Here is a 16,323-nt window from a genome sequence, read left to right on the forward strand (position 1 = left end):
ATTAGTTTTTGTCAATTTTTCATATTGCCCTTTGGATCGGGTTTCCGATTTTTCGGGCTTCTGAATTCTGCATGGCAAATCTTACAGCTAAAATTTAGGCTTAAGGGCCAGGAGAACTTGGCCCCGATGAGCTAATTTAAAGCCTTGAGAGTTTATCAGACACTGCCTGCTCTTCTTGCTGGTAGTTGATTGCGTTTTACATAAAAGCCATTGGAGTCGCTTCGCGCATAAATTGACGCGAATTTTATACCCCATGATTGGTCTCGATAAAAATACAGACGGCCAACATTTCCATAGAGGCCGAGGCTTAGTAGCGTTTCAAGATGGCTCTCAATTATTCTTCCTAAGTTGTCTGGGGTGTATACCGCGACAAATGATGGAATTATATGCTCATTGTTTACTATGAATGTTGATTGCGCGTAGGTAATGCTTTGCCAAGCCATGCGTGTGACCTTGGACATAGCTCCGTGAATTGAATCGGACCATTTGCATTCAACGCCAAACCATTCATTGGTGAAACCGGCGTCTTGCAGATGAGGTCTAGCCCTAAGCATAAGGTCTATTCGAACATTTTTCTTATAGATCGGATGATGCCCCGGGACTTCACGGAGAATCTCAAAATCATTCTCGATCTTGTTTACTAGCTGACTTATGAGTGCTGCTTCGGACATGATAAATAAACCTAACTATTCGCCATGTCGCATTTTTTGTAGCGAAGGCGTGTCGTACAACGCTCCTTGTCGTCCTGTAAATCCTTGTCAAACCTAGAGTAGGTCGCGGAACAGGCGACATTGCTAAGGGAGCAACACGACATGGATGACGGCAAGCCCTGCTGCTCTCTGCAGCGAAGAAACGCGACCGCGACACTACTCATTTGCCATCACGGTGTCCATCGTTCCCTTTTGACCGATTGCGGCCCTCACGAAAGGTAGCTAGGAGTCGATGACTGATAGGCGAAGAAAACCTTCGTTTTTGCGCGCTAGGTGCCGATTCGATCGACCCCATCAACTACGTTAGTGAGATTGGCAACCCAAGGCGCTGAGCCGACATTTACTCAACTGAATGTGCGTGCTACCCGTTACGTCAGCATCTGTCGGCACCCAAAGCGGCTACGAAACACCGTTACACCATCACGATAAATTGTTACACGTAGGTAAAGGTAAGAATTCTTTGGAAAAATACATATAAATCAATAATTTATGATGATTGTAACACCTGTTTCACCTGAAACCTGACCTGAGCTCGAGTCTTCGTCACCCCCGCCCAGACATTAGTATCACCTCCAGCGAGAATCGGTCTCTGAAGCTTGTGCTGGGCTCTGTTTCCGATTAGCCGAGGGGGACCCTGAGCAAATCGCTAAGATACGGGGCAGGAAACCCGCGGCTCTTTGTTAGCGGCAGGGGGCCCAGCTTAGTGAACTGGTGAATCAGGTGAACCGGGGTGAATTGTGCAGCTTCTTGAACACCGAGCCTTATCCTTACCGCACCGGCAAGAATCTGCTCTTCATGCACCCATCCGATAGATTTCAATGACTGAAATTTCAGTAATCTGGTGGCCAGCCCGCTAGCGCGATGGCGCGGGTTTCCGTCCCCGTAGCAGATGCCATTTCTCAGGGTCCCCCGACCTTGGGGCTGATGGAAATCAAGAGTCACAAATGTCAGTCAGCACCCTGGTGGCTGTCACAGGTTGGGTGACCTAGTATCTCTGGACCCTGGCCACTATGCCGCCATCAGCGTGAGGGAACATGAGATGCAAATGATTCCAGTCAGATCTTCAGCTATCACCGCTGTCGGTTACGACCCGATTACCAAGAGAATGAAGATCACCTTTAAGCAGGGACGCACGTACGATTTCTGCGGAGTACCGGCAGAGGTTCATCAGGGGCTGGTGAATGCGGGCTCCAAGGGGGGCTATTACGATCGGGTGATTCGGGATCGATATCAATGCTGATCTGAAGGACTAGCGCTCAGACAGGTAGGTGGATTTTGCTTTAGGGATACGTTTAGGGATACGCGAGAGTGAAATTAGGTGGTAAGCCCCATAGATTATGGGTTTAATATGGTGTTATTCGATTCCTGTCTCCACCACATTCAGTTGGCCCGATGCAGCTTTCCTTGTTTCCGGCCCCTCCAAAAAAGCCCGCCTTGTGCGGGTTTTTTTGTCTCTATCATTCCCCTTCTGGGCGCTCCAGCTCACAACTAGTTTCGAGTTAACGGTAGGCCGCTTTTCACTTCCGGTTGCACGGCTTTCAAGATAATGCTTAGCTTGAGCTCAGCTTTCACCCAATATTTTCGGGGTGTTTTGCGAAAATTTTAAAGATAGTCGTTTTCCTGTTTAGAGATAATTTCTAGATGGCCACGTTTTCTCATCACGATCTCCAGCTGCTGAACCCGTCCTTCGACTCGCCTCTGGTTGACGTGCTGAGCGAGCTTGAATTCCTGCGCAGGCTGAGGCTGGAGGGCGATACGCCACCGCAGGTTTTCTTCCAGCTCAAGGACTTGTTCCACACGCTGGAGAGCTTGGGATCCGCTCGAATCGAGGGTAACCACACCACACTGGCGGACTACATCGACAGCAAGGTCGAAGGCAAGGCCGAAAGCACCGACCAGTTGCTGGAGATCGCCAATATCGAGAAAGCCATGGACTACATCGAAGAGGTGATGAAGCCTGATGTAGCCCTGACGGAGCACACCATCCGAGAGCTGCATGCCATGACCGTGCTCGGTTTGCGCCGCGAGGGAGACAAGACCCCCGGGGCCTATCGTGAAGGCCCGGTCAGGATCTCCCAGTCGGAACACACCCCGCCGGATGCCGTGCTGGTGCCTCAATACATGCAGGAGCTGGTCAGTTTCATCAATCGTGACGATTCCCCGAAATACGCGTTGATGAAGGTCGCGTTGGCGCACCACCGGTTCGGTTGGATTCACCCCTTCGGGAATGGCAACGGGCGCGTGGTGAGGCTGCTCACTTACGCGCTGCTGATGAAGTACGGCTTCAATGTGAATGTGGGCGGAAGGGTGCTGAACCCCACGGCGGTGTTCTGCAATGATCGGGAGAACTACTACACCATGCTGGGGATGGCCGACACCGGTACCACGGCAGGGTTGGAGGCATGGTGTATCTACGTTCTGCAGGGCATTCGTGACGAGCTGGAGAAGGTGGATAAACTCACCAACTATGGCTATCTCACGAAAAGTATCTTGTTTCCAGCGGTGAGCTTTGCGCGCAGTCGGGAGTGGATCACTGAAGTAGAGGAGCAGATTCTGACAAGTGCGATAAAAATGAAGGTCGTTAAATCTGCCGACATTGCCGAGGTTTTGCCCAAGCTCACGTCCAGTCAACGGACCTACCAGATCAAGAAGCTGGTGGACCAAGGTATGCTTTTACCGGTTAGCCCAGGTTCAAGGCAGTACACGATCGGTTTCTCCAACAATTATCTGATACGTGGGGTGATCAAAGCGTTGAGAGAACAGGGCTTTATTCCTGAGCCCCTTGATAAGCCGTGATGGATGGTGGGACCACTTCGGGCTGCAGGAAATGGTGTGTTCACCTGGCGTCACTTCTGCGACAAGGTAGGTATCTTTCGCGGTGGCGCTGAGCATGCGGCTGGATGGCTGCTCCCATGGTTTCATTGCGGTAGATGTAGATGCGCGACTTGTCCGCGTTGGTCTCGAAACGATTCATCTGGGCATCTTCTTGCGGATGGGCCATGGGCACGGATGTGCAGTCCTCAAGCAGTATGAATTCAGCCAAAATGGCAAAAATTTTCGTCATCAAAACATCCCTATTTCGGGAGAGGCTTTTTGCTATTGGAAGGCAGATTTATGCCTCGGGGGCATGTGATAGCCAATACGTAATGTCTCCTTTTCCTACGGCTAATATGGCTCTAACTCCGGGCATAGAAACTTGCACAATCAGCACCATAGGGATAGATTGCCCTGGTCGCCGAGCATCGGCGACGCGACCTTGGCCGGTCGGAATCGAAAGGCGCAGCAGCGCCAAGTCTTCATCGCAGGCGCTTTTTTTTGTGCCCGCGATGTTGCGTTATGGCGGTGGTGCGCGGGACACCTTCGGGTGTGCCGGGCTCCTTTCGTCCCGGTCGGCCAACCCGCGTACTGCTGCCACCCCAACTTGCTTGGCCGCGAGCGGTGGCAGTTCCACAACGAAAGGAACTCATGCATGCCCACCGTAAATCTATCAAAGATCCTCGCATTCGTTCTCCGCCGCCGCACTCCTCCGGCGCCTCCCAAACCCCACCGTTTCTACCCCATCTGCAACCAGTCGCACCCAACCCCCAAGCAGGTGCCCCATGACTGACCACGAACGCTTATCCACCATCCAAAGCTACGCCTGGACACTCGAACTGCTCGGCGAAGCCTTGGTCCAGCACGACGAAGTGCTTGAGTGCGAACACAACCCGCACCTGAGCTTCCGCAACACCGCCGGCATCCACCAGGCGATCCGGATCATCAGCCGGCTGGCCAGCGAGCAGTGTGGAAAAGTGAGCTTGTTGCGGGACGAAGAGGGGGAGGGAGAGTAGGGCTGATTGGGTAAACGGCGACCGGCGCAACGCGGATGCGGGCCTTACACAGCCCCTTCGTTTTGCGCCCGTTCCAGGTTATTCACCAGCAACCACCATAGATGTTCAGCGGCGGGATGCAGCCGGCGATCCGAGCTTCGCAAGATGTGGCACTGCGACTCCCTCGCAATCGGGTGATCCAGCGGTATCGCCGAAAGCGAATTCCCGCCCTGTTGCCCAAGCGCTTGAGCGGTCATGAAACCCACGCCCAACCCTGCTTGGCATAAAGCGATCGCGACCGACTGCTGGTTGCAGCGATAGGCAGGGGTAAACACCACGTTCTCCGCCTCGAACATCTTGTTGATGTAGCGCTGTATGCCGTAGCTGTTGGTCAGCGCAATGAGCCTGTGCTGCGCCAGCGCTTTGATGGGAATGCTGGTGAAGTCGTTCAAGGGATGATCGTTGGGAACGATGGCGCAGATGGGGCCTCGGGTAAAACTGCGGCGTTGCAGCGAAACGTTTTCGATAGGGCCGAAAGACAAAGCCATATCGACTTCCCCGCGTACCAGCATCATCAGCGTGGCGCTCATGTCGCCTGAACTGATGTCGACGAAGACATCCGGATAAACCTTGGAAAACTCACGCAACTCGTTGGCCACAAAGTTTGCCACCATGCCTGGCCCAATCCGCAGGTTCACCGTCCCACCCTTCATGTAACGAAGGTCATTCAAGTGCCTGCTCAGCAGTTCGCGGCGTTCCTGGGTTTGCGCATAGTGATCCGAAAGCAGCTTGCCGGCCTCGGTCAACACCACGTTTCGTCCACGGCGTTCAAGCAGCGGCAGATGCAGGCTGCGTTCGAGCAGCGCCACTTGGCGGCTGATCACGGAAGGATTGACGTTCAGGACATCGGCTGCCTTGCGGATACCTCCGTGAAGCCCGACTTCGTGGAGGTAGCCCAGGCGCTTTTCCTGCAGTTCATTGTCCATTTTCGTGACCTACGGCGGCGGCTGACTGTTGACCTGAGGGCAACAATCTAGTGGCGTGCCTCGTATTTTTCAAGCCAGGGTGCCCTCCCATACTGGGGCTTCACCAAGCGCATCACAGGCCAAGACATGAGTAGCGTGCAAGCGTACCTTCAGGAGCATTCCGACAGCCTTTTCGCCGATTTGAGGCTGCTGGTCAGTGCGGAATCACCCTCTACCGATAAACGTGCAGTGGATGCCTGTGGCGAGGTGCTTCGGGAAATCATGGCGCAGCGTATTGGCGCTAGTGTCGAAGTCGTTCCTCGTGAAGTGTACGGCGACCATCTGGTTTTCACGGTCGGTAAAGGCTCGAAGCGCACGGCTATCCTCGGGCACTTCGACACCGTCTGGGATATCGGGCGCCTGCCCCTGAAAATCGAGGACGGCAAGTTCTACGGCCCGGGTGTACTGGACATGAAGGCCGGGCTTATTCAGGCCATTTGGGCGACCAAGGCCCTCATTGACCTTGAATTGCTCAATGACCGGGAGATCCGTTTCTTGTGCTCCAGCGATGAAGAACTTGGCAGCCCGAGTTCTCGCGAGTGGATCGAAAGCGAGGCGGTGCAGTGCCAGCAGGTGCTTGTCGTCGAACCGGCTACCTCGCATACCAACGCGCTCAAGACCGAGCGCAAAGGGACCGGGCGTTTCGACATCAAGATCAAGGGCCGTGCGGCCCACGCCGGCAACAACCCGGAGGATGGGGTCAGTGCAGTGCACGAGATGGCCGAGCAGATTCTGTTTCTGCATGGCCTGAACGCTCCAGCGCTGGGGACCACCCTTAACGTGGGCATCGCCAAAGGTGGTCAGCGGACCAACGTGGTTGCCGACAGTGCCGAATTGAGTGTCGATTTGCGCGTGAGTAGCGTGTCAGAGGCAAGGCGCATCGAAGGGTTGGTCAATGCAATGAAGCCCTGCCTGGCGGGGGCGCAGGTTTCTGTAACGGGAGGGCTGGTGCGCCCGCCACTTGAATTTACGCCTGCAAACCAAGCGCTTTTCGCTGTTGCCAAGGAAGCAGCAACCGCGCTGGGTATTCAGATTGAAGGCGCCTCGGTGGGCGGGGGAAGTGATGGAAACTTCACCTCCGCAGTCGGCGTGCCTACGTTGGATGGACTTGGCGCCACCGGTGTCGGGCCGCATGCCATTCATGAACACATCATTATCTCGGACTTGCCAGTACGCGCTGCACTTCTGGCCGAGCTCATTCAGAGACTTTGAAGCTACCGAGAACATTTAGAGTGAAGGCTATGATAAATACAAAATCGGCCCTCGAGGCGGCGAGCGACGCCTCGAAAAGTGCAAAGCAAGAAACCAAGAGCCCCTATGTTTTTCTGTTCGTCGTTCTGGTCTTCGCTGCCATTGCGACCTGGATAATTCCGGCCGGGTCTTTCGACCGTGAAATGCGCGATGGCATTTCATTCGTGATCTCGGGAAGTCTTCATCCGGTCGCCCAGAGCGGCGCGCTGCCTCTGGAAGTCTTTACGGCGATAGCCACAGGCTTGCAGAAGTCGGCACCGATCATTTTCCTGATCCTGTTCACGGGTGGTGCGTTGGCTGTATTGGAACGCACCGGGGCGATTCATCAAGCGTTGAACGGTATCGCCAACAGCACCCGGCTCAATGATTTCTTGATCGTTGCCATGTTCGGTCTGATTTTTGGGGCGCTGGGCACAACGGGCGTTGTGGTCAATGCGGTTGTGGCATTTGTTCCGATTGGCTTGCTGGTGGCCAAGTCCCTGGGCTTGAACCCTATCTTCGGGGTGTCGCTGGTTTACCTGACGTGTGCCTCTGGGTTCAACGTGGCGCTTACCAACCCGGTAACCACGGGGCTTACCCAGCGGCTTGCACACCTTCCGCTGTTTTCTGGCTTTGGGCTGCGCGGGATCACCTCGGCGCTGTTCATTCTCGCGTGCATCGTATTCCTGACGCTGTATGTGCGGGCTTGCCGCAAAAACGGAGAACGACGGCCTGAAGTGACGGTGGCCTCCGGGCAGGGGGAAAAGGCTACTACCCGTCACTGGGTGATCCTGGCCTTCGCCTCGCTTTGCTTGGGGGCTTTCATCTACGGTGCCATGACCCTGAAATGGGGCGAAGTCGAAATGACGGCCATGTTTGTCTTCATGGCGATGGTGGCGGGGATGATTGGCAGGCTCTCGTCGTCTGAGATTGCCAACAGCTTTCTTGGCGGTTGCTCTCGGATCGTATCGGGCGCGCTTATTGTCGGCATGGCGCGTGCCATTTCGATCGTTCTTGAAAACGGGCACATCCTTGACCCCATCGTTGGCTTCCTGGCTGATGTTTTAGCCCCGCTGCACCCTGCGATGGCTGCGCTTGGCATGTATGTCAGTGCGGCGCTGATGCACTTTGCGATTTCTTCCGGGTCGGGGGAGTCGGCGTTGCTTATTCCTATCTATGTGCCGATCGGCGACATGATCGGGTTGACGCGGCAAGTCGTTGTGCATGCGGTGTTGTTTGGTGAGGGGATCGTCAACTGTATCAATCCAACCTCCGGGGTGTTGATGGGGGTGTTGGCCGTGGCAGGCATACCGTTCGGCAAGTGGGTGAAGTTTGTCGCGCCGTTGATTGCCGTGTGGGTGGTGATTTGCGTGGCCGTTTTGATCGTGGGTGTGGAAATAAAGTGGGGGCCGTTCTAGACCGGAGTCTCTTCTCGAATCGCTGGGTTTTATCGCCGGCCCCAAGGCCGGCGATCACACATGCATTGCTCAGTTCGTGCCCAGTTCCTGAGACAACTCGGGGTGTTTGAGAATTAAGCGCATCAGGCACAGGACACCGCCTGGAGGTACGAAGCGGCCTTGTTCCCAATCGCGCAAAGTCGCCACGGGTGTAGCAATACGCTCGGCGAAAGAAGCCTGAGTCAGCCCGCATCGCTCGCGAGCTTGGCGAACCAGGATCTGCTCTGGCGTCGTTACTCGCCCAGCACCCGCCTTGGCCTCTCTGAGCGCTTGGCGCAGGTCCGCAAGAGGCTCGCCAGCATCAGCTTCAATGGCCTTTGCAACGCTCTCAATATCGATATCACGCATTTCATACCACCTTGCTGATTTCAGCGGGGCTCATGTTGGTGCGCTCGGTCTTGGCGTAAACCGTAAGTAGCAACACGATTTGATCTTCGCTCAGATTGAAGTAAATCACTCTTGCGCCACCAGACTTGCCCGATCCTGTGCAACGCCATCGTACTTTTCGTGCCCCGTCCGCTCCGGGGATGACATCCCCTGCGCACGGATTGACCGCAATCCAGTCGATGAAAGCTACACGTTCTTCGTCAGACCATAATTTGGCAGCGGCTTTCTGAAATGTCGGCGTTTCGATTACTGTGCGCATTGAATGTACGGGATTCCCTTACTGCGTGCAACCTTGGAAACGAGTGCTCAAAGGGCGTAACGGCGAATGCTTGAACTGTAAAACGGGCTTGAGCTGTAACTCACATTTCAAACCAGCCTTGGCGCCATCCATTGAGCTCATCAAGCGCAATCTGTTCGCGCTTGCCTGGACCATTTTCCAGAATCAGTATCAGAGACGCTTCATCCGCTGATTTGCCGGATGTTTCGATGGCGTGTGCAATCAGGCTTTGCCCATCCTCAATCCAACATCAACGAATCCACGCCGGTACTACCCGCACGTAAACCAGCTCACTCACCAACTCCACCAGCGTTTGGGTAATCACTGCCGCTGCGGCTAGGCCGCGCAGGTCTTCCGGCAGGGCCAGGGCCAGTGGCAATACCACCAGCGAGTTGCGGGTGGAGGCACTGAAGGTGACTGATCGCGCTTCGGCCACCGGCAAGCGCAACAGCCGCGCGGCGACAAAGCCCAGTACCGGCGCCAGCAGCATGAAGCCGACATACACCGGAATCACCGGCAACAACCGGTCGAAATCACGCCACACCACGGCAATCTGCGAGCCGATCACGGCCACCAGCACCAGTGCCATCGCCGGCACCGGCATCCACGCCCAGCCATCATTCCACACCGACACCGCGCGCGAACGCCGAGCGCCGGCGCTGGTGAGCACGGCGAGGACCATCGGCAACACGATCAGCAACACGAAGGCTTCCACGAACGGTGCGATGGCAATCGTCACCTCGCTGCCGTCGCCGAGCATCAACGCCAGGTACACCGGCAGCAGCACCAGCTGCACCAACAGCAGCACGGGCGTGGCGGCGAGGGTCAGGCGGGAGTCGCCTTTGCCGATGTGGGTGAACACCACCACGTAGTCGATGCACGGGGTCAGCAACACCAGCAGGGCGCCGATGAGGATCGCCGGGTGGGCGACCAGGCCGCGGGTGATGGCCCAGACCAGCAGTGGCACGAGGATGAAGTTGGCGAGCAGCAGGGCGCTCATGAAGCGGCGGTTGCCCAGGCCCTGGCGCAGGTCGAGGAAGGGGATTTGCAGGAACATCGCATACATCAGCACGGCAATGGCGGGGGTGACCAGGGCTTCGAGGTGCTGTGCGCTGCCGGGGGCCAGCAGGCCGAAGGCGACGGCGGCGATCACGGCGGCGAAGTAGATCGGGATCTGCTGGGTTTCGAGTTGCTCTCTGGTCAAAGCGGGGGCCTGTGCATAGGGGGCTGAAACGGCACAGGTTAATACGAAAAGGCGGCAGGGGCTCGTCGAATGTGGAGGCCCTGCAGGGGCATCATGCGCCTGCAGGGCTGGGCTTGGGGGCGATCAATCGGCGTTCAGCCAATCGATGTTGCGGGCCAGGATGATCAGCCGCAGCGTGCTCTTGCGCGCCGCAGGGTAGCAAGTCAGGTAACCACCTACGGGATACAGGCCGTGAACCTGCAATGGGTGGCCGTGGAGATTGGTCAGTTGAATGTCGTGGCTGTCGCCCTCGGTTTCAGTCAGGTCGAAAGGCTCGCCGTTTTGTCCAAGGGTCACGTGCCACGAGGCGGGATCGAGGGCTTCGATCGGTTGGCTGTTCACCACGCCGTAGGCGCTGCAGAACACGCCTTCGCCCAGGTGCCTGCCACTGCGCACGTAGAGCCGGTAGCCGGCGTGGCTGTAGCGGAAGTAGAGCATCAAGGGGTCCGGTGCCGGGCCTTTGTCGAAGGAGACCAACCCCATTTCCCGGCCATGTTGCCAGTCATCCTCGTTGCCATTGAGCAAGCCCAGTGTGCGTGTGCCGTCGAGGGTGAAGGCCGGGGCCTGGTACGGGCTTGCGAGTATCACAGGGCCGGTGGTCATGGTGTCGAAGACGTTGATCGGCGATCCGTCGTGTTGCAGGGTAGCGATGAACGAGCGGTCGATATCGGTGCTCATGGGCGTGCTCCAGGTTGAAGGAGCGCCAAGGCTAGGCGGCCCAGGCGGGGCAGCCCATGCGGAACGGCTTCCGCGCCCAGGTACGAAAAAGCCCGGCACTAGGCCGGGCTTTTTCACATCAGGCGGTTGCCGATCAGTTGCCGTAAACCGGCAGCTTCTTGCAGATGGCCTTGACCTTTTCACGCACGGCGTCGATGACGGCGTCGTTGTTCAGGTCGGCGAGGATGTCGCAGATCCAGCCGGCCAGTTCCTTGCACTCGGCTTCCTTGAAACCACGGGTGGTGACGGCTGGGGTGCCGAAACGCAGGCCCGAGGTGACGAACGGCGAACGTGGGTCGTTCGGTACCGAGTTCTTGTTGACGGTGATGAAGGCCTTGCCCAGAGCGGCGTCGGCGTCTTTACCGGAGATTTCCTGCTTGATCAGCGACAGCAGGAACAGGTGGTTCTCGGTACCGCCGGAAACCACGTCGAAACCGCGCTCGATGAACACGCTGGCCATGGCCTGGGCGTTCTTCACCACTTGCTGCTGGTAAGCCTTGAACTCAGGCTGCAGGGCTTCCTTGAAGCAGATGGCCTTGGCGGCGATCACGTGCTCCAGCGGGCCGCCCTGGGCGCCTGGGAAGACAGCGGAGTTCAGCTTCTTCTCGATGTCGGCGTTGGCACGGGCCAGAATCAGGCCGCCACGCGGGCCGCGCAGGGTCTTGTGGGTGGTGGTGGTGACCACGTCGGCGAACGGCACCGGGTTCGGGTACACGCCAGCGGCAACCAGGCCGGCGACGTGGGCCATGTCGACGAACAGGTAGGCGCCTACCTTGTCGGCGATGGCGCGGAAGCGCGGGAAGTCCAGCACCTGCGAGTAGGCCGAGAAGCCGGCAACGATCATCTTCGGCTTGTGTTCCACAGCCAGACGCTCGACTTCGTCGTAGTCGATCAGGCCGTTGGCGTCGATGCCGTACTGGATGGCGTTGTACAGCTTGCCCGAGGAGCTGACGGAAGCGCCGTGGGTCAGGTGGCCACCGTGGGCCAGGCTCATGCCCAGGATGGTGTCACCGGCCGACAGCAGGGCCAGGTAGACGGCAGCGTTGGCCTGGGAGCCGGCGTGCGGCTGGACGTTGGCGTAGTCGGCGCCGAACAGCTCCTTGGCGCGGTCGATGGCCAGTTGCTCGACCACGTCGACGTACTCGCAACCACCGTAGTAGCGCTTGCCTGGGTAGCCTTCGGCGTACTTGTTGGTCAGCACCGAACCCTGGGCTTCCATGACGGCGGGGCTGGTGTAGTTTTCCGAAGCGATCAGCTCGATATGCTCTTCCTGGCGCAGAGCTTCTTGCTGCATGGCTTCGAAGAGCTCGGCGTCGTACTTGGCAATGGTCAAATCACGGCTGAACATAACGGTCCTCAAGGATCGGGCGGGATTGGGGGGGCATTCTAACCGATTGATTCGCGCCTGGCATATGAACTGGCGTCAAGTCGCGGACCAATGGGCTTCATGTTGCATCCCGCGCCGCGCCTGGGCTGGCGTGGGGGCGGGAGTTGACTCGGAGGTCCGTTTTTCGCGGCTTGTGGGAGCGGGCTTGTCCCGCGAACCAGGGCGAAGCCCTGGCCAGTCTTCACCGGCCCTTTCGCGGGGCAAGCCCGCTCCCACAGAGGCCAGTGTTTGCACGCGCTTATCAATGGAACATGAACAACGTCTCGTTGGAGAACTGCGCCTCGAACTGGTTGGCCGGCATCGGCCGGCCGAACAGGTAGCCCTGTACTTCGTCGCAGCCATGCTCGCGCAAGAACTCCAGCTGCTCGTGGGTTTCCACGCCCTCGGCGATCACCGCCAGGTTCAGGCTGTGGGCCATGGCGATGATCGCCCGGGCAATCTGCGCGTCCTGCTCGCCTTCGGGCAGGCCGTCGACGAAGGTGCGGTCGATCTTCAGCACGTCGATGGGGAACTGCTTGAGGTAGTTGAGCGATGAATAGCCGGTGCCGAAGTCATCGACCGCGATGCTCAGGCCCAGCACCTTCAGGCTGTCGAGAATCTGCATCGCCTCGTTCACATCGCGCATCAGGATGCTTTCGGTCAGCTCCAGCTCCAGGCACGCCGGCGGCAGCCCGGTTTCCTCGAGGATGGTGGCGATGCGGTTGCCCAGCTGGCCATCGGAGAACTGCCGGGCCGAGATGTTCACCGACACCTTCGGCACGCGCACCTTGGCCTTGTGCCAGGCCTTGAGCTGGCGGCTGGCTTCGCGCAGCACCCAGTCGCCGACGTCCACCACCAGGCCCAGCTCTTCGATCACCGGGATGAAGTCGCCCGGCGGCACCAGGCCGCGAGTCGGGTGGCGCCAGCGCAGCAGCGCCTCGGCACCGGTCAGGCGCTTGCCGTCGCCGCTGAACTGCGGCTGGTAGTAGAGGATGAACTCGTTCTGCTCCAGGGCATGGCGCAGGTCGCTTTCCAGCTCCAGGCGCTCCAGGGCGCTGGCGTTCATCTCGGCCTGGTAGAACTGGAAGTTGTTCTTGCCGCGCTCCTTGGCGTGGTACATGGCGGTGTCGGCGTTCTTCATCAGCTGGCTCAGCTCGCTGCCGTCCTGCGGGCTGAGGGCGATGCCGATGCTGGCGGTGACGAAGAACTCGCGGTTCTCCAGCACGAACGGCCGCACCAGGCTGCCGAGGATGTTCTCGGCCACGTGGATGGCGCGGTTCAGCGCCATCTCGCGGGTGGCGCGCGGCTGCAGCAGCAGGGTGAATTCGTCGCCGCCCATGCGCGCCACGGTGTCGTCGTCGTCGACGCAGGCCAGCAGGCGCAGGGCCATGTCCTTGAGCATGCGGTCGCCCGCGGCGTGGCCGAGGGAGTCGTTGATCGGCTTGAAGCGGTCGAGGTCGAGGAACATCAGCACCACCCACGCCTTTTGCCGTTCGGCCTGCTGCAGGGCGGTGTGCAGGCGGTCCTGGAACAGCGTGCGGTTGGGCAGGTGGGTGAGGGCGTCGTAGTAGGCCAGGCGGTGGATGCGCTGTTCGCTGGCCTTGCGCTCGCTGATGTCGGTGAAGAAGCACACGTAGCTGGCCAGGTCGCCTTCGTCGTCCAGCACCGCGGTGATGCCGACCCACGCCGGGTAGCGCTCGCCGTCGCGGCGCTTGAGCCACACTTCGCCTTCCCAGCTGCCGCGCTGGTGCAGTTGCTTGACCACGTAGCGCAGGTGGCCTTCCTGCTGTTCGTCGACGGTGAGCATGCCGGGCAGTTGGTCGAGCACCTCGCTCACCGCATAGCCGCTGACCCGGCTGAACGCTTCGTTGGCCTGCACGATGTAGCCGGCCGGGTCGGTGATGAGGATGGCCGAGGTGGAGTGCTCGAAAACCGTGGCGGCCATGCGCAGGTCTTTTTCCGCGCGGCGCTGCTGGCTGATGTCGCGGCCCACGCCGAGCACGCCTTCGAAGCGCTCGTGGTCGTCCCAGATCAGCACCAGGCGCAGTTCGATGGGGATCTTGCGGCCATCGGCGCGCAGGCAGTCGAACAGGAACAGCTGGGTCGGCAGGCGCTGGCGCAACTGCGCCAGCTCTTCGCTGTCGCCCATGGCCCGGCTGACCCGTTCCATCAGGCTGTAGATGCCGGTGAGCTGGGCGGGGTTGGCGATGATCGACTGCCAGCCGTTGTCGAAGATCCAGTCGGCCGGGTAGCCCAGCACGGCCTGCACCGAGGGGCTGACGTAGTTGAGCTGCAGCTTGCTGTCGGTGGAGAAGATCACGTCGCTGATGCTTTCGGCGAGCATGCGGTAGCGCTGTTCGCTGTCACGCAGCGACTGGCTGGCCTCGATCTGCACGGTGACGTCCTTGCCCACGCCGATGATGCGCGTGACCAGGCCGTCGCTGTCGCGGGTCAGCACTTGTTCGCGGATGTCGTAGCAGCGCCAGCCGCCGTCGCGGTGGCGGAAGCGCAGCTGGGTGTGCAGCGCCTGGCTGTGGCCGGTGTCGCGCTGCTGCTGGCGCATGGCCTGGTAGCTGGCGGCGTCTTCGGGGTGCAGCAGCAGCTCCCAGAAGCGCTCGCCCATCTGCGCCAGCTCGATGCGGTTGTAGCCCAGGGTTTCGCCGAGGTGGCGGTTGCTGAAGATCATCCGCTGGTTGAGCACGTCCTGGACGTACAGCTGGTCGGGCACGGTCCGCACCACGTCCGACCAGAAGCTTTCGCGCTCCAGCAGCGACAGCTCCACCTGCTTGCGGCTGGTGATGTCACTGATGCTCAGGATCACTGCCTGGTAGTCGCGGCGCTGCTGCGGCAGGCGCGCCATCAGCCACAGGTGCAGCTCGCCGCCCAGCGGGGCTGGCAGGCGCACTTCCAGCTCCAGCGAGGGGCGCTGTTCGATCAGCGCGTCGATCAGCTGCATGCCCACGCTGTCGCGGCCATCGCCGCTGCCGTCGATCAGCCGCTGCCAGGCGCCTTCGTGGCAGTCGACGTTGAGCAGCTGGCGCGCCACCTGGTTGATTTCGGTGATCTTCAGCTCCTGCAGCAGCGTGCGGCGCAGGTTGCCGTCCAGGGCCAGGCTCTGCTTGAGCGCGGCGAGGTTGCGCAGGTGGTAGCGGTCGAGCTGGCCGGGCAGGCTGGACAGGTCGAGCACGCACAGGGCCACGCCTGTGCCTTCGAAGATTTCCTGGTAGCGCCGGCGGTCTTCCTGCAAGGCGCGTTGGCGGCGGCGCATGTTGATCAGCGCCAGTACCGGCAGCAGCGCGCAGAACAGCGCCAGCAGGCATTTGCCGAGCAGCGCCGGCAGCAGCTTCTGGCGCGCAAGGCCGGCGTCGAACAGGCCGCGCAGTTGCCAGGTGCTGTTGTCGATGAAGGCCAGCATCACGCTTTGCAGCGGCTCGTTGCTGGTGGTCACCGGGCCGTGGCGCTGCAGCACCTCGCCGCTGCGGCTGTTTTCCAGCAGCCACAGTGGGTGGCTGGGGCCGTCCAGGTGCACGGTGAGGGCCTGGTAATAGTCGCTGGACAGGCGCAGCAGCCAGTAGCCGCGGTCCTGTTCGCTGGTTTGGCGCAGCAGCAGGTAGACGGTGCGGTTGTCGGGCGAGTTGGAGAAGAAGAAGCCCTGGCCCTGGTTCAGCGTCAGCAGCTCGTCAATCAGTTGGCGGTCGGGGCTGCCGGCCAGGCTGTCGCCGCGCAGCTGCCCGCTGTGGTCGATCCAGGCCAGCTCGCGCAGGCTCGGCAGGCGTTCGCGCAAGGTGGCGACCAGGCTCGGCAGGGCGGCCGGTGTCGGCGCCTTGACGTAGGGCTGTACCACATTCAGCGCCTGCTGGGCCTTGAGCGCCATGTTCAGGGTCAGGTGGTCGGCAAGCTCGGCGCTGGCTTCCAGGTTCTGCTGGCGCTGGTCGTCCTGGGTATGGCTGAACTGGGCGAACAATTGCCACAGCAGCAGGCCCAGCAACACCAGCGCGAGCAGGGCCAACGCACCCTTTACCGAACCGCGCAGGGACGCGACCGGAGCCGAGGTTGCAGGGCACAGCGACGACGGATGATTGAGATTGGTCAAGCGTTGGTC

At 59.5% G+C, this 16,323-nt stretch carries 14 protein-coding genes; 5 read left to right on the forward strand and 9 right to left on the reverse strand.

Features of this window, described 5'->3' with window-relative positions; translation table 11 throughout:
- Positions 1-155 precede the first annotated feature (155 nt).
- On the reverse strand, positions 156-671 hold the full coding sequence (locus B3E94_RS00695; protein ID WP_286911955.1) for a hypothetical protein: 516 nt from the start codon (positions 669-671) through the stop codon (positions 156-158).
- 1,084 nt (positions 672-1,755) lie between these two features.
- Between B3E94_RS00695 and B3E94_RS00700 the strand changes: the two genes are divergently transcribed.
- On the forward strand, positions 1,756-1,950 hold the full coding sequence (locus B3E94_RS00700) for a KTSC domain-containing protein (RefSeq protein ID WP_286911979.1): 195 nt from the start codon (positions 1,756-1,758) through the stop codon (positions 1,948-1,950).
- 401 nt (positions 1,951-2,351) lie between these two features.
- On the forward strand, positions 2,352-3,506 hold the full coding sequence (locus tag B3E94_RS00705) for a Fic family protein (RefSeq protein ID WP_286911956.1): 1,155 nt from the start codon (positions 2,352-2,354) through the stop codon (positions 3,504-3,506).
- A 40-nt stretch (positions 3,507-3,546) separates the two neighbouring features.
- Here B3E94_RS00705 and B3E94_RS00710 read toward each other — a convergent pair whose 3' ends face one another.
- Positions 3,547-3,774, reverse strand: coding sequence for a hypothetical protein (locus B3E94_RS00710; RefSeq protein WP_286911957.1), 228 nt, complete (start codon positions 3,772-3,774; stop codon positions 3,547-3,549).
- 535 nt (positions 3,775-4,309) lie between these two features.
- Between B3E94_RS00710 and B3E94_RS00715 the strand changes: the two genes are divergently transcribed.
- Positions 4,310-4,540 carry a hypothetical protein gene (locus B3E94_RS00715; protein ID WP_286911958.1) on the forward strand — a complete coding sequence of 77 codons (231 nt, stop codon included), beginning with the start codon at positions 4,310-4,312 and terminating at the stop codon, positions 4,538-4,540.
- 44 nt (positions 4,541-4,584) lie between these two features.
- Here B3E94_RS00715 and B3E94_RS00720 read toward each other — a convergent pair whose 3' ends face one another.
- Complete coding sequence (locus tag B3E94_RS00720) at positions 4,585-5,505, reverse strand: LysR family transcriptional regulator (protein WP_286911959.1); 921 nt, start codon at positions 5,503-5,505, stop codon at positions 4,585-4,587.
- A gap of 126 nt (positions 5,506-5,631) precedes the next feature.
- Between B3E94_RS00720 and B3E94_RS00725 the strand changes: the two genes are divergently transcribed.
- Complete coding sequence (locus tag B3E94_RS00725) at positions 5,632-6,756, forward strand: M20 family metallopeptidase (RefSeq protein ID WP_286911960.1); 1,125 nt, start codon at positions 5,632-5,634, stop codon at positions 6,754-6,756.
- Between the two features lie 29 nt (positions 6,757-6,785).
- On the forward strand, positions 6,786-8,192 hold the full coding sequence (locus B3E94_RS00730) for a YfcC family protein (protein WP_286911961.1): 1,407 nt from the start codon (positions 6,786-6,788) through the stop codon (positions 8,190-8,192).
- A 69-nt stretch (positions 8,193-8,261) separates the two neighbouring features.
- Here the strand turns inward: B3E94_RS00730 and B3E94_RS00735 are convergent, their stop codons facing one another.
- The 6 genes from B3E94_RS00735 to B3E94_RS00760 form a co-directional block, all read right to left on the reverse strand.
- A complete protein-coding gene (locus tag B3E94_RS00735) occupies positions 8,262-8,579 on the reverse strand; it encodes a helix-turn-helix domain-containing protein (RefSeq protein WP_286911962.1) in 318 nt (105 codons plus the stop codon).
- Position 8,580: 1 nt separating this feature from the next.
- Positions 8,581-8,877 carry a transcriptional regulator gene (locus B3E94_RS00740; RefSeq protein ID WP_286911964.1) on the reverse strand — a complete coding sequence of 99 codons (297 nt, stop codon included), beginning with the start codon at positions 8,875-8,877 and terminating at the stop codon, positions 8,581-8,583.
- A gap of 268 nt (positions 8,878-9,145) precedes the next feature.
- Positions 9,146-10,099, reverse strand: coding sequence for an arsenic resistance protein (locus tag B3E94_RS00745; RefSeq protein ID WP_286911965.1), 954 nt, complete (start codon positions 10,097-10,099; stop codon positions 9,146-9,148).
- Positions 10,100-10,222: 123 nt separating this feature from the next.
- Positions 10,223-10,816 (reverse strand): hypothetical protein, encoded by a 594-nt coding sequence (locus tag B3E94_RS00750; RefSeq protein ID WP_286911967.1) that lies wholly within the window; start codon positions 10,814-10,816, stop codon positions 10,223-10,225.
- A gap of 133 nt (positions 10,817-10,949) precedes the next feature.
- A complete protein-coding gene (gene glyA / locus B3E94_RS00755) occupies positions 10,950-12,203 on the reverse strand; it encodes a serine hydroxymethyltransferase (protein ID WP_176513900.1) in 1,254 nt (417 codons plus the stop codon).
- A 280-nt stretch (positions 12,204-12,483) separates the two neighbouring features.
- Positions 12,484-16,314, reverse strand: coding sequence for a sensor domain-containing protein (locus B3E94_RS00760; protein ID WP_286911968.1), 3,831 nt, complete (start codon positions 16,312-16,314; stop codon positions 12,484-12,486).
- Positions 16,315-16,323 lie beyond the last annotated feature (9 nt).

The sequence above is a fragment of the Pseudomonas sp. UBA6315 genome, from assembly GCF_002438125.1.
Taxonomy (GTDB): domain Bacteria; phylum Pseudomonadota; class Gammaproteobacteria; order Pseudomonadales; family Pseudomonadaceae; genus Aquipseudomonas; species Aquipseudomonas faucium.